This is a genomic window from Sphingopyxis sp. UBA6723, assembly GCF_002454115.1.
Classification (GTDB): domain Bacteria; phylum Pseudomonadota; class Alphaproteobacteria; order Sphingomonadales; family Sphingomonadaceae; genus Sphingopyxis.
In genome coordinates this window covers 1-13,696 of the sequence record NZ_DKIH01000011.1, presented here as the reverse complement: position 1 = coordinate 13,696, position 13,696 = coordinate 1, and the positions used below count along the sequence as shown (strand labels likewise).

12 protein-coding genes are annotated in these 13,696 nt (G+C 64.3%); 8 read left to right on the top strand and 4 right to left on the bottom strand.

Features of this window, described 5'->3' with window-relative positions:
* Window positions 1–3 precede the first annotated feature (3 nt).
* The gene (locus B4F07_RS11110) at window positions 4–1,221 is read right to left on the bottom strand and encodes an argininosuccinate synthase (protein WP_293703862.1); all 1,218 of its coding nucleotides are present in this window, start codon (window positions 1,219–1,221) and stop codon (window positions 4–6) included.
* 165 nt (window positions 1,222–1,386) lie between these two features.
* Between B4F07_RS11110 and B4F07_RS11105 the strand changes: the two genes are divergently transcribed.
* Both B4F07_RS11105 and B4F07_RS11100 read left to right on the top strand, forming a co-directional pair.
* Window positions 1,387–3,456 (top strand): S46 family peptidase, encoded by a 2,070-nt coding sequence (locus B4F07_RS11105; protein WP_293703863.1) that lies wholly within the window; start codon window positions 1,387–1,389, stop codon window positions 3,454–3,456.
* 92 nt (window positions 3,457–3,548) lie between these two features.
* Window positions 3,549–3,986, top strand: a complete 438-nt coding sequence (locus B4F07_RS11100; RefSeq protein ID WP_293703865.1) for a DUF1801 domain-containing protein — start codon at window positions 3,549–3,551, stop codon at window positions 3,984–3,986.
* 142 nt (window positions 3,987–4,128) lie between these two features.
* Here the strand turns inward: B4F07_RS11100 and B4F07_RS11095 are convergent, their stop codons facing one another.
* From B4F07_RS11095 to B4F07_RS11085, 3 genes are read right to left on the bottom strand one after another with little or no spacing between them, the layout of a single operon-like run.
* Window positions 4,129–4,899 (bottom strand): molybdopterin-dependent oxidoreductase, encoded by a 771-nt coding sequence (locus tag B4F07_RS11095; protein WP_293703867.1) that lies wholly within the window; start codon window positions 4,897–4,899, stop codon window positions 4,129–4,131.
* On the bottom strand, window positions 4,896–5,747 hold the full coding sequence (locus B4F07_RS11090) for a cytochrome b/b6 domain-containing protein (RefSeq protein WP_293703869.1): 852 nt from the start codon (window positions 5,745–5,747) through the stop codon (window positions 4,896–4,898). Before B4F07_RS11090 ends, B4F07_RS11095 begins: the two co-directional genes overlap by 4 nt.
* 36 nt (window positions 5,748–5,783) lie before the next feature.
* Window positions 5,784–7,490 (bottom strand): class I adenylate-forming enzyme family protein, encoded by a 1,707-nt coding sequence (locus B4F07_RS11085; protein WP_293703871.1) that lies wholly within the window; start codon window positions 7,488–7,490, stop codon window positions 5,784–5,786.
* A 77-nt stretch (window positions 7,491–7,567) separates the two neighbouring features.
* On the opposite strand from B4F07_RS11085, the gene lgt reads away from it, so the two are divergent.
* Genes lgt through B4F07_RS11055 form a run of 6 tightly spaced genes read left to right on the top strand, consistent with a single transcriptional unit; the run spans window position 7,568 to window position 13,581 of the window.
* On the top strand, window positions 7,568–8,443 hold the full coding sequence (lgt, locus tag B4F07_RS11080) for a prolipoprotein diacylglyceryl transferase (protein WP_293704785.1): 876 nt from the start codon (window positions 7,568–7,570) through the stop codon (window positions 8,441–8,443).
* A complete protein-coding gene (locus B4F07_RS11075; protein WP_349681327.1) occupies window positions 8,436–9,500 on the top strand; it encodes a class I SAM-dependent methyltransferase in 1,065 nt (354 codons plus the stop codon). The genes lgt and B4F07_RS11075 overlap by 8 nt, the downstream gene beginning before the upstream one ends.
* Window positions 9,497–10,015 (top strand): GNAT family N-acetyltransferase, encoded by a 519-nt coding sequence (locus tag B4F07_RS11070; RefSeq protein WP_293703873.1) that lies wholly within the window; start codon window positions 9,497–9,499, stop codon window positions 10,013–10,015. Before B4F07_RS11075 ends, B4F07_RS11070 begins: the two co-directional genes overlap by 4 nt.
* Window positions 10,012–10,773 (top strand): peptidoglycan editing factor PgeF, encoded by a 762-nt coding sequence (pgeF, locus tag B4F07_RS11065; RefSeq protein WP_293703875.1) that lies wholly within the window; start codon window positions 10,012–10,014, stop codon window positions 10,771–10,773. The genes B4F07_RS11070 and pgeF overlap by 4 nt, the downstream gene beginning before the upstream one ends.
* Before the next feature lie 16 nt (window positions 10,774–10,789).
* Window positions 10,790–12,196, top strand: a complete 1,407-nt coding sequence (locus B4F07_RS11060; RefSeq protein ID WP_293703876.1) for an SLC13 family permease — start codon at window positions 10,790–10,792, stop codon at window positions 12,194–12,196.
* Between the two features lie 59 nt (window positions 12,197–12,255).
* A complete protein-coding gene (locus B4F07_RS11055; RefSeq protein ID WP_293703878.1) occupies window positions 12,256–13,581 on the top strand; it encodes a cystathionine gamma-synthase family protein in 1,326 nt (441 codons plus the stop codon).
* The last annotated feature ends 115 nt before the right edge of the window (window positions 13,582–13,696 follow it).

The window sequence follows — 13,696 nt, the reverse complement described above, 5'->3', positions numbered from 1 at the left end:
TTCCTATCGGTCGCGTTTCGCCAGCAGCTTCAGGCGCAGCGCGTTCAGCTTGATGAAACCCGCCGCATCCTTTTGGTCATAGGCGCCGGCGTCATCCTCGAATGTCACATGGCGCTCGCTATACAGGCTGTTCGGCGACTTGCGCCCGACGACATTGGCATTGCCCTTGTACAGCTTCAGACGGACGGTACCGCTGACCTTTTCCTGGCTATGGTCGATCGCCGCCTGCAACATCTCGCGCTCGGGCGCGAACCAAAAGCCGTTGTAGATGAGCTCGGCATATTTCGGCATCAGCTCGTCTTTCAGATGCGCGGCGCCGCGGTCGAGGGTGATGCTTTCGATGCCGCGGTGCGCGCGGGCATAAATCTCGCCGCCGGGCGTCTCGTACATGCCGCGCGACTTCATGCCGACAAAGCGGTTCTCGACGAGGTCGAGGCGGCCGATGCCGTGCTTGCGGCCAAGGTCGTTGAGCGCGGCGAGCAGGGTCGCGGGCGACATCGCCTGACCGTTCAGTGCCACCCCGTCACCGCGCTCGAAATCCACCGTGATATATTCGGGGGTGTCGGGCGCGTCCTCGGGATTGACGGTGCGCGAATAGACATAGTCGGGGGTCTCGTCCCACGGATTTTCGAGGACCTTGCCCTCGCTTGATGTGTGCAGCAAATTGGCGTCGGTCGAAAACGGGCTTTCACCGCGCTTGTCCTTCGGCACCGGAATCTGATGCTGTTCGGCCCAGGCGATCAGCGCGGTGCGGCTGGTCAGATCCCATTCGCGCCACGGCGCGATGACCTTGATGTCAGGGTTCAGCGCATAGGCCGACAGTTCGAAACGGACCTGATCATTGCCCTTGCCCGTCGCGCCATGCGCCACCGCGTCGGCGCCGGTTTCGCGCGCGATTTCGACCAGCCGCTTCGAAATCAGCGGCCGCGCGATGCTGGTGCCGAGCAGATAATCGCCCTCGTAGCGGGCGTTGGCGCGCATCATCGGGAAGACGAAGTCGCGGACGAATTCTTCGCGCAGATCGTCGATATAGATATGCTCGGGCTTGATCCCCATCAGCTCGGCCTTGGCGCGCGCGGGCTCGAGTTCCTCGCCCTGCCCCAGATCGGCGGTGAAGGTCACGACCTCGCAGCCATAGGTAACCTGAAGCCACTTTAGGATGACGCTGGTATCGAGACCGCCCGAATAGGCAAGAACAACGCGCTTGAAGGACTCGGACATGATGGCACCTTTGGCACAAGACAGACGCGGGCGCGGCTAGCAGCCCCCCGCGCAGCGTGCAACCGGCGCATGTATATCACGGTTCCGGCGCGCTTTATTTGCTTGGCCGCCCTCGCCGCTGTCGCTAGTATCAAATGATACCTTGTAACGCTGAAAAGGATCCTCATGCGCCTGACCCTTGCCTTGACCTTTGCCGCCACCGCAGCTTTCGCCACCGCCGCCCCGGCCGCCGCCGAAGAAGGAATGTGGACATTCGACGGCGTGCCGACCGACGCGATCCGGAAGGCCTATGGCTGGGCGCCCGACAAGCAATGGCTGGACCGCACGCAAGCGGCGGCGGTACGGCTGACCGGCGGCTGTTCGGCGTCGTTCGTTTCGGGCGAGGGGCTGATCCTGACCAACCATCATTGCGTGATCAGCTGCCTGCAGAATCTGTCGACCGCCGACAGCGATCTGGTCGCGGGCGGCTTCAACGCCGCCGATCGGGCGCGCGAGCGCCAATGTCCGGGGCAGCAGGCCGAGGTCGTCACGTCGATTACCGATGTTACCGGCGATATTCAGGGCGCCATTGCCGCGCTGACCGGTGAAGCATTGGTCAAGGCGCGCGACGCGCGCATCGCCGAACTGGAGTCGGCGGGCTGCACCGACCGCGCCAAGACGCGGTGCCAGGTCGTAACCCTGTTCGGCGGCGGCCAGTACAAGCTGTATCAATATCGCAAGTACAGCGACGTCCGCATCGCATGGGCGCCCGAATTCCAGGCCGCCTTCTTTGGCGGCGACCCCGACAATTTCAACTTCCCGCGCTACGCGATGGATGCGGCTTTCCTGCGCGCCTATGAGGACGGCAAGCCGGTGGCGACGCCCACCCACCTCAAATGGAACCCGCGCGCGCCGCAGGAAGGCGAGATCACCTTCGTCGTCGGCAATCCGGGTTCGACACAGCGCCTGCTGACCGAAACGCAGCGCGAGTTCCAGCGTGCCGAGCGTCTGCCGCTGACGCTGATCCTGCTGTCCGAATTTCGCGGCCGGTTGATCGCCAACATGGAGGGCGATGCCGCCAAGACGCGCGAAGGCGGGGACGAGCTGTTCGGATATGAAAACAGCTTCAAGGCGCTGTCGGGACAGCTGCGCGCGCTCAACGATCCCGCCTTCACTGCCAAGCTGGCGGCCGAGGAAGCCGACCTGCGCACGCGGGTCAAAGGCAATGCCGAAATCGGCGATCCCTGGTCGGAGATCGACAAGGCCATGGCCGAGCGGCGCAACACCTATCTCGACAGCGTATTCCTGCAAAGCGGCCCTGCCAGCTATTCGACGCTTGCCGGCTATGCCCAGACGCTGGTGCGCGCCGCGGCTGAGCGCGGCAAACCGAACAGCGAACGCCTGCCAGGCTTTACCGACTCGGCACTGCCGCTCACCGAAAAGCGGCTGACCGACCCGGTGCCAACCTATCCGTGGCTCGAGGAACTAGGTGTCAGCTTCTGGGCCAGCAAGGCGCGCGAATATCTGGGCGCCGACAATGCCGACGTCAAAGCGCTGCTCGGCAAGGAAAGCCCTGAGGCGCTGGGCAAGCGGCTGGTCGAGGCAACCAAGCTCGCCGATCCCGCCTATCGCAAGCAATTGTGGGAAGGCGGCGCCGCGGCGATCGCTGCATCGGACGATCCGATGATCCGCTTTTTCGCCCAGCTCGATCCGCGCTCGCGCGAAATCAAGACAGCATTCGACCGCGATTATGACGCGCCGGTCACCGCGGCGCAGGCGCGGCTCGCAAAGGCGCGCTTCGCCGCTTATGGCGACAAGCTCTATCCCGACGCGACCTTCACGCTGCGCCTGTCCTATGGCCAGGTGAAGGGCTGGACCGAGCGCGGCAAGCCGGTGCCGGCGACCACCGTGATGGGCGGGACGTACGACCGGGCGACGGGTCAGCTTCCTTACAAATTGGCCGACGGGTTCGTCAAAGCCGAGGCGCGCATCGACAAGAACACCGTCTATGATTTCGTCACCACCAACGACATCATCGGCGGCAATTCGGGATCGCCGGTGATCGCGCGCGACGGCAGCGTCATCGGGACCGCCTTCGACGGCAACATCCACTCACTGGGTGGTAATTTCGGCTATGACGGCACGCTGAACCGCACCGTCGCGGTATCGACCGCGGCGATTCAGGAAGGGCTGGAAAAAATCTGGCCCGCTCCGGCGCTCGTCGCCGAACTCGCCGGCAAGCGCGCTCGCCGCTGAACGGGTTTCCGGCGCGCGGACGGCAGGCCCGTCCGCGCGCCGACTGGATTTTCGGCATCACGGCGCTATCCTCCACTAAGGGGAGACATGCGATGGGCAAGACCGAGATCAAAACCAAAGCCACCGAAATCAGCGTCGCCGACTTCATCGCCGCCGTCCCCGAGGCGCGGCGGCGCGAAGAGGCGGCGGTGATCGACGCGATCCACCGCCGCGTAACCGGGCTGGACCCCAAGATGTGGGGGCCGTCGATCATCGGTTACGGCAGCTATGACTATACATATGACAGCGGCCATTCGGGGACGATGTGCCGCGCCGGGTTCAGTCCGCGCAAGGCGGCGCTGACGCTGTATCTGATGGGCCATTATTGCGACCGGCAACCCGAGGCCGACGCGCTGTTCGCGCGGCTGGGCAAGCACAAGACGGGCAAGTCTTGTCTGTACATCAACAAGCTGGCGGACGTCGATTTAGAGGTTCTGGAACAGCTGGTGGCGCTCAGCTGGGACAGCATGAACACCCTCTACCCCGCCTAGAGCATCGTGCGTTAAATCTGGATCATCACCCCACCCGTTCGTGCTGAGCTTGTCGAAGCACCGCTCTTCCTTTCAGCGTCCCAAAGAAGAACGGCCCTTCGACAAGCTCAGGGCGAACGGTTCACATTTAACGCACGCCGCTCTAAATCCCCGCATACCATTCATAATCGATGCGGTCTTCCCAATAGCCGCCCTTGCCCGCGCCAATGCCGTCGAGGCTGGCGACCGCTTCGATCCCCGTCACATATTTGGCGTGCTTGTAACCCAGCTGGCGTTCGATCCGCAGCCGCAGCGGCGCGCCATTGGCGATCGGCAGGACCGCATCGTTCAGCGCCCAGGCCAGGATCGTCTGCGGATGGCGCGCATCGACCATGTCGCAGCTTTCGTAGTAGAGCGCATCGCCGATGCGGTCGGCGCAGCGGAAGACGATGTAACGCGCGCTGTCCTTGACCCCGGCAGCGGCAAGGATGCGCGACAGCTGCACCCCCGTCCATTGCCCGATCGCGCTCCACCCCTCGACACAATCGTGGCGTGTGATCTGGGTGCGCTGCGGCATCGCGCGAATGTCGGCCAGCGACAGCGACAGCGGCCGCGCCACCAATCCGGTCACCGCGACGCGCCAATCGGCAAACCCGCTGGCCGCGTGGGCGGCATAGGCTGTCCCCGCTGGCAGGCGGGTGCCATTGGCGCGAAAAATCGGCGACAGATCCGCGCGGCTGAACTCGCGCGCCAGGGCATTGCGGTCGATCAGCGCGCGCTGGCTCGCGCGGTTCATCTCCTCGCCCATCGACAGGATCTTGCGCACCGCGGGCGCTTCGTTGATCGCATCGCATGCCGACAGCAGCGGCAGCGTCGCGGCGAGGCCGCCGACCCGCGCAATCAGCTGTCGCCGTGGCATCGTAAAGCTTGTCATGCGCGCTCCCCTCGCTCGGGCGGCAGACGGAACCAGCCGGTCACCATCGACCGGATCTCATTTACTGGCCCCGCCAGCAATACCATGGCGATATGGACAAAAAAGAACGCAACCAGCGCCCATGCCGCGATGAAATGGATCGAGCGTGCCGACTGGCGCCCGCCGAACAGGTCGAGCAGCCATGGCGCCCCCGCATTGACGCCCGGCGACATGGTCAGGCCGGTCGCGATCATTATTGGCAGCAGGATGAAGATGACCCCGATATAGCTTAATTTTTGCAGGATGCCGTAGCGCGCAGCTTCCTCGCCCCGTGGAAAGCGTAGCCGCGCATGTTGCTTGATGTCATGCCAGATGTGGCGCGGCGACCATTCGCCGCGGCGAACATGCAGGTCTTTTTTCAAATGCCCGCCGAATGCCGCCCACAGCATGTAAAGCGTCAGCCCGATCGACAGCACCCAGGCAAAGAACAGGTGCCAGCGCCGCGCGTCGGCCAGATTGTAACTGGTCGGAATCGTCGCCCAGCCGGGGAACGCCCACGTCTTTTCGACCCCTTTTGCGTCGGTCCAGCGACCCAGCACGCCCGTCGTTTCGACCCTGAGCGAGCCGACGCGCAAATAGCCGGTGTCGGGCGTCGAGCCGATCACCAGCCAGGCGGGGTCGTTGTTCGCACCATATTCGCCCCAATACAGCCGCGGATGTGCGTTAAAGATCATCAGCCCGCTCATCAGCAGGATCAGCAGCGTCGCGGCATTGATCCAATGCCAGATGCGCGTCGCCCGCCGGTGGCGATAGACGCGCACCGGCGGCGTTGCGACGTTTGCCGTCGGAGCGGCGGGAGTTTCAGCCATGGCCATGATCCCGGTTCGCTCCCCGACAAGAAAAAGTTACGCGACGGCCTCCGCGGCATATTCGGCGCGATAGCGATTGCGCAAGCTGACCTTGTCGATCTTTTCGCTGCCCAGCTTGGGCAGCGCGTCGTTCGACATCCAGATTTTGCAAGGCACCTTGTACGGCGCGAGCCGCGCGCTGAGGAATGAGCACATGTCCTCAGCCGTCAGGCTGCTGCCGGGCTTCACCCAGATCACCGCGCCGACCACCTCGCCCAGCCGCTCGTCGGGCAGGCCGAACACCGCGCATTCGTTGACCTCGGCATGTTCGTAAATGGCCGCTTCGACTTCCTGACAGCTGATATTTTCGCCGCCGCGGATGATGATGTCCTTCTTGCGATCGACGATGAACAAATAACCGTCCTCGTCGACATAACCGAGGTCGCCGGATCGGAAATAGCCATTGTCGAAGAACGCCGCTTTGGTCGCAGCGGGATTGTTCCAATAGCCTTCGAAATTGGCAACCGAGCGAATGCACACTTCACCGACGCTGCCCTGCGGCAGTTCATTGCCATTGTCGTCGAGGATCGCCATGTCGACCAGCGGTTTCGACGCCGGCCCGGTCGACATCGGCTTGGCGAGGTAATTTTCGTTGATGATCCCGCACCCGACCGCATTGGTTTCGGTAAGGCCATAGCCGAGCAGCGGCTTGCCCTCCCCCATTTCGGTCGCGAGCCGTTTGACATGCTCGGGCGGCCGCGCCGCGCCGCCGCCCGCATAGCTTTTGCACGTCGACAGGTCGTAATTTTTGCGGTTGGGATGGATCATGATCTCATAGCTCATCAGCGGAACGCCGACGAAATAATTGCATTTCTCGTCCTGAATCAGCCGCATCGCCTCTTCGGCATTCCATTTCGGCATCAGCACCAGTTTGCGGCCGAGCGCAAAGCTTTGCAGGAACACGGGGATTTCAGCGGTAACGTGGAACAACGGGGTGCAGATCAAGGTCGCAGGCTGGATGTCCGACATCTGCCCGTCTTCGGTCAGCAGGTGGACGATGCTGGCGGTCTGCGTCACATAGTTGAAAATCGCCTGCACCACCGCTTCGTGGCGCGAATAGGCGCCCTTCGACTGGCCGGTCGAGCCCGAGGTAAACAGGATCGTCGCCAGATCCTGTCCGGTCAGGACCGGCAATACCGTCGCGGCGCTGCCGCCAGCGCCGGTGATCGGCGCGATCGCCTGATCGATCGGCTGGCGAATATCCAGCGTGATGACCTTGGCGCCATGCGCAACTTCGTCGAGCCGGGCCGCGCGCTGTTCGTCGGCGATCACCAGCTTGGTCTCGCTATCGACGATCCCCGCCGCCAGCTCGCCGCCCTGCCACCACCCATTGAGCAGGGTCGCGCAGCCGCCCGCGAGCAAAATGCCGATATAGGAAACGCACCACGCATTGGCATTGCGCATCGCCAGCCCGACGCGGTCGCCGCGCTGGACGCCATAGCCCTCGATCAGCCCCGCCGCGACCTGGCGCGCCGCCATATAGACCTGCTTGAACGAAAGTCGCTCGTCGCCCTCAACCAGAAAGGTCGCGTCTCCGTGCTGCATGGCGAAATAGGCGACATAGTCGGCCAGATTCGTCGGCGCGTTGGTAATGAAGGGAAGCTGCCGGCCGAAGCGTTCGACGGACCCGACCTGGATCGGTCCGCCCGGACCGGTGATCAGATTATAGGCGGCTTCCAGGCGCAAATCGAGCGCTGATGGCATCTTGTATCTCTCCTCTTGGTCTCGCTGGCCTAACCCCTTATGGGGAGGCCTCTCCTGGGGAAGGACCGCGCGACTTTATGTTTCTTTTTGCAACCCTAGCCGAAGCAACGCAATATGTGAACTTCCATGATCTGATGGGAGAGAATAGCGAAATTGCGTTCAGCGTCTTTGGCCTGCCGATCCGCTGGTACGCGCTCGCCTATCTCGCCGGCATCTTCGTCGGCTATTGGTATCTGCTCAAGCTGATCGCGCAGCCCGGCGCGCCCATGGCGCGGCGCCATGCCGACGACATGATCTTTTACGCCATGCTCGGGATCATCATCGGCGGGCGGCTTGGCTATGTGCTATTCTATAACCTGGGCGAATATATCAAGGAGCCGCTCGGCGTCTTCCGTTTGTGGGATGGCGGCATGTCGCTCCACGGCGGCGTCATCGGGGTGCTGATCGCGATCTGGTATGTGACGCGCAAGGAAAAGCTCAGTTTCCTGCGCTTTTGCGACTATGTCGCCTGCGTCATCCCGTTCGGCCTGTTCTTTGGCCGCATGGCCAATTTCGTCAACGGCGAATTGTGGGGCCGCGAAACGAAGGTGCCTTGGGGGATCATCTTTCCCGACAGTGGATCTATGGAAGCGCGCCACCCAAGCCAGCTTTACGAAGCCGGTCTGGAAGGACTGTTGATGATGGCTATCCTGGGCTTTCTCTTCTGGCGCACCGATGCGCGCTACAAGCCCGGATTCCTATTCGGCATGGCGGCGATTATTTATGGGCTTAGCCGTTTTGCGGTCGAGTTCGTGCGCGAACCCGATGTCCAGCTCGGCATCCTGCCGTGGGGACTGACGATGGGGCAGACGCTGACCATCCCGATGCTGCTCATCGGTTTCTGGCTCGTCGCCACCGCCAAGGGACGCCGCCAGCGGGTCGAGCCGGTCGCCGGACCCGACAGCGTTGCGTGAAGGACCGCCGACCCCCGAACAGCTGATCGGCAACATCGCGGCGGCGCGGGCGACGACGGTCGCCGACTATATGGCCGCCGCGAACAGTCATTATTATGCGACGCGCGATCCGCTCGGCGCCGCGGGCGATTTCACCACCGCCCCCGAGATCAGCCAGATGTTCGGCGAGATGATCGGCGTATGGATCGCCGACCTGTGGGGCCGCGCGGGCAGCCCCGCCTTTCACTATGTCGAACTGGGTCCGGGGCGCGGGACGCTGGCCGCCGATGCGCTGCGCGCGATGGCGCGCTTCGGCTGCATCCCCGCGGGGATCGATCTCGTTGAAACCAGCCCGACGCTGCGCGCCGCGCAATGGGCGCGCCTTCCCGCCGCGACCCATCATGACGAGGTCGACGCGCTGCCGGACAATCTGCCGCTGCTAATCGTGGCCAATGAATTTTTCGACGCGCTGCCGGTGCATCAATATATCCGCACCATGGACGGTTGGCGCGAGCGGATGGTCGAACGTCGCGGCGAAGTGTTTGCCGCGGTGCCGGGCGACGCCGATGCGGCGGCCGCGATCCCCGAAATGCTGCGCAGCAAAAATGTCGGGACGATCGTCGAAACCGCCCCCGTATCGGCGGCGATCATGCAGCGCTGTGCCTTTCGCATCGCGCGGCAAGGCGGCGCGATGCTGGTGATCGACTATGGTTATAGCGGCCCGGCGGCGGGCGACACGCTGCAAGCGGTGAAGGCGCATCGTTTCGCCGACCCCTTCGCCGATCCGGGCGAGGTCGATCTGACCACCCATGTCGATTTCACCGCCCTCGCCGACGCGGCGCGGAGCGGCGGGGCAGCCGTCAGCGCTGTCGCGACCCAGGGCGACTGGCTGCAGCGGCTGGGCATCGACGCACGGCTGCAATCGCTCGCGGCGGCGGCGCCCGACCGCGCCAAGGAATTGCAAGGCCAGCGCGACCGGCTTGTTACCGCGAACGCGATGGGCGAATTGTTCAAAGTCATGGCCATCACCGCAGCGGGCTGGCCCACCCCTGCCGGGTTTACAGGAGACAGTGCTTGACCATCGTTCATCTCGCGACCCCGGACGATGCGGAGGCGATCGCGACTTTCGCCACCGACTCCTTCACCCGCACCTTCGGTCATATCTACGACCCGGCCGATCTTGCCGCCTTTCTCGCGACCTGGAATCCACCCGAGCGGGTCCGCGCGCAGATCGCGAGCGACGACCATGATATCGGGCTGGTCCGTGACGCCGCCGGCGCGATCCTTGGCTATATCAAGATGGGACCGGTCGATTTCGACCTGCCCGCGGACCAGCCAACGGACGATGCCGTCGAACTCCACCAGCTCTATGTCGCCGAAGCCGCCAAAGGCACCGGCGTTGCCGCGGCGTTGATGGATTGGGGCATCGCCTGGGCGCGGCAGCGCGCGTCGATCCTGTACCTGTCGGTCTTTACCGAAAATCCGCGCGCCCAGGCCTTTTACCGCCGCTACGGTTTCCATGACGTCGGCCGCAATGAATTTCACGTCGGCAATCATATCGACGAAGACCGCTTTTACAGGCTCGACCTGTGACCGCGCCGTTCGCCACTGCGCTGCCGCTCGCCGACATTCCGCACGGTTTCTTCGGCCGTCGCGGCGGGGTGTCGAGCGGCGAGCTCGCGTCGCTCAACTGCGGCCTTGGCTCGGGCGACGATCCGGCGCTGATTGCCGAAAACCGCCGACGGGTGGCCGATACGGTGCTTTCGGGAGGGACGCTCACCGGGGTGTATCAGGTCCATGGCAATCGCTGTGTCATCGTCGATGACAAAAGCGACCTGACGGCGCGGCTCGAAGCCGACGCGCTCGCAACGCGCACCGCGGGCATCATCCTCGGCATCCTCACCGCCGATTGCGTACCGGTGCTCTTCGCCGACCGCGACGCGGGCGTAATCGGCGCCGCGCATGCGGGTTGGAAGGGCGCGCTGGCCGGGGTCACCGACGCCGCGCTCGCGGCGATGGAAAGCCTTGGCGCCAACCGCGCCAACATTGCCGCCGCAATCGGGCCGTGCATCGCACGGGCGTCCTATGAGGTCGATGATGGATTTGTGCAGCGCTTCACCGCCGACGATCACGCCAACGAACGCTTTTTTGCCGCGGCCAAGCCCGGCCACGCAATGTTCGACATCGCCGCCTATGTCGCCGCGCGGCTCGCCGCGGCGGGGGTCGCGCGAATTGCCATCGGCGGGCAGGACACCTATGCCGAGGCAGAGGATTATTTCAGCTATCGCCGCGCGTGCCATAAGGGAGAAAACACCTATGGCCGCCAATTATCGGTGATCGGCCTGAATTGACACATTTGGGGGACGGATGACACGCACGCGCCTGTTTGGACTGCTCGGCGGCCTGCTGACCTTCATCGTCATGCTTGCCCTCCCCGCACCCGCGGGGATGGAAACGACCGCCTGGCACGTCGCGGCGATGACAGTGCTGATGGCGATCTGGTGGATGACCGAGGCGCTGCCGCTGACCGTCACCGCATTGCTGCCCTTCCTGCTCGTCCCCGCCTTCGGGGTGATGGACGCCAATGCCATCGCCAAGGAATATTATTCGCCCATCCTGTTCCTGATCCTGGGCGGCGCATTCCTCGCGCTGGCGATCGAGCGCGTCGGGCTGCACCGGCGCCTCGCGCTCGCGCTGCTCAAGCGCGCGGCGCCGACCGCGACCGGGCTGCTCTTTGCCTTCATGGCGGCGACCGCGCTGCTCAGCATGTTCATTTCGAACACCTCGACCGCCCTGATCATGGTCCCGATAGCCCTCGCCGTCGTCCGCGCCGGCGGCGTTCGCGAGGGCGAGACCGAAGGCTTCGCAGGCGCAGTGATGATGGGCATCGCCTTTGCGGCATCGATCGGCGGGCTCGGCACGCTGGTCGGCAGCCCCACCAACGCAATCGCTGCGGGATTGATCGAAAAGGCGCTGGGACTGCGCATCTCGTTCCTCGACTGGATGCTTTACGGCGTCCCCGTCGTGCTGCTCGCCACCCCTGCGGCGCTTTTCATCATCGCGCGGGTGCAGCGGTTGTCGGCCCATGCGTTCGATGGTCCGGGCGCTGCCGCCGCGCTCGGCAAGCAGGCGATCTGGACGACGGCCGAACGCCGCGTCGTCCCCGTCTTTCTGCTCGTGTTCCTCGCCTGGGTGGCGCAGCCGTGGCTCGAACCCCTGCTGCCCAAAGGGGCATTGACCGACGGCACCATCGCCATCGCGGGCAGCCTGCTGCTGTTCGTCCTTCCCGACGGCACCGGCCGCCCGCTGCTCGTCTGGAAAGAAGCCGACCGCGCGCCGTGGGGCGTCATCATGATGTTCGGCGGCGGCCTGGCTCTCGCCGCGGCGATCACCGCGAGCGGGCTGGCCGCGTGGCTCGGCGCCGTCCTCGCCCCGCTCGGCAGCATCCCGACGATCGCGCTCGCCGCGATCATCGTCGCGCTCACTATCCTCATCACCGAATTCGCCAGCAACGTTGCGACGGCGAGCGGCATCATGCCGGTACTCGCGGCGCTGATCGCCGCGACCGGGGTCGACCCGATCCTGCTCGCGCTGCCCGTGGCGATGGCGGCGAGCTGGGGCTTCATGCTGCCCAGCGGTACCGGCCCCAACGCGCTCGCCTGGGCGACCGACCATATCGCACTGCCGCGGATGCTAAAGGCGGGGCTGGCGCTCGACATCATCGGGGTGCCGCTGCTGATCGGGGTGATCTGGGCGATTGCAATGCTGGGGTGACGCGCGGGGCAAAGGACGCTAGTTGCAATCGAAACTAAACTGGCCCCAAGGAAATCTTCATGCCCCCGATCGACAACAGCGACCTCACCGGCACTACGCCGCGCCGCAAGCCCAAGCAGGACGTCACCGAAATCGGCGGGCGCGAACTGTCACCGGCGACGCTGATGATGGGTTATGGCTATGACCCGATGCTGTCCGAAGGGTCGCTGAAACCACCGATCTTCCTGACCTCGACCTTCGCCTTCGAAAGCGCCGCTGCAGGAAAGCATCATTTCGAAGGCATCACCGGCAAGCGTCCCGGCGGCGCCGACGGCCTCGTCTATTCGCGCTTCAACGGTCCGAATCAGGAAATCCTCGAGGCGCGGCTAGGCGTGTGGGAAAAGGCCGAGGATGCACTGGTGTTCTCGTCCGGCATGTCGGCGATCGCCACCCTGCTCCTCGCGCATGTCAGCATGAACGACGTTATCGTCCATTCGGGGCCGCTCTATGCCGCGACCGAAACGCTGATCGCGCGCATCCTGTCGCGGTTCGGCGCAACCTACGTCGATTTCCCCGCCGAAGCGTCGCGCGAAGAGATGGACGCGATTCTCGTCCGCGCCAAAAAAATGGCCGAAGACCAAGGCGGCAAGGTTGCCATGGTCTATCTGGAAAGCCCCGCCAATCCGACCAATGCGCTGGTCGATGTGCAGGCGATGCGCGCCGCGACCGACGCGGCTTTCGCTGAGGGCGCACGGCCGCCGATCGCCATCGACAACACCTTCCTTGGCCCGCTCTGGTCCAAGCCGCTGGCACATGGCGCCGACATCGTGCTCTACAGCCTGACCAAATATGCTGGCGGCCACAGCGATCTGGTCGCGGGCGGCGTGCTCGGCGCAAAGCATTGGCTTGGCCCGATCCGCATGATGCGCAACACCATCGGCACGATCTGCGACCCGCATACCGCGTGGATGCTGCTGCGCTCGATGGAAACCGTCGAACTGCGCATGAGCCGCGCGGGCGAAAATGCCGAAAAGGTCTGCGCGTGGTTGCGTGAGCACCCCAAGGTCGAAGGACTGGGTTACCTCGGTTTCCTGCCCGAAGGATCGCAGAAGGATATTTTCGACCGCCATTGCACCGGCGCCGGATCGACCTTTTCGCTGTTCATCAAGGGCGGCGAAACCGAAAGCTTCCGTTTCCTCGACGCGCTCAAGATCGCCAAGCTCGCGGTCAGCCTGGGCGGCACCGAAACGCTCGCCAGCCACCCGGCGGCGATGACGCATTTGTCGGTCCCCGACGCGCGCAAGGCGCTGATGGGGATCACCGACAATCTGGTCCGCATCTCGATTGGGATCGAGGACGCCGGCGACCTGATCGCCGATTTTGCACAGGCGCTGGACGCGGTTTGATGTCCACGCCCTCCCCTTCAGGGGAGGGCAGCGAGACTTGCCAGCTTGCTGGCTTTAGTCTCCGCGGGTGGGGTCCATCGGCCTTGCGCAAGGCCGATGGACCCCACCCCAACCC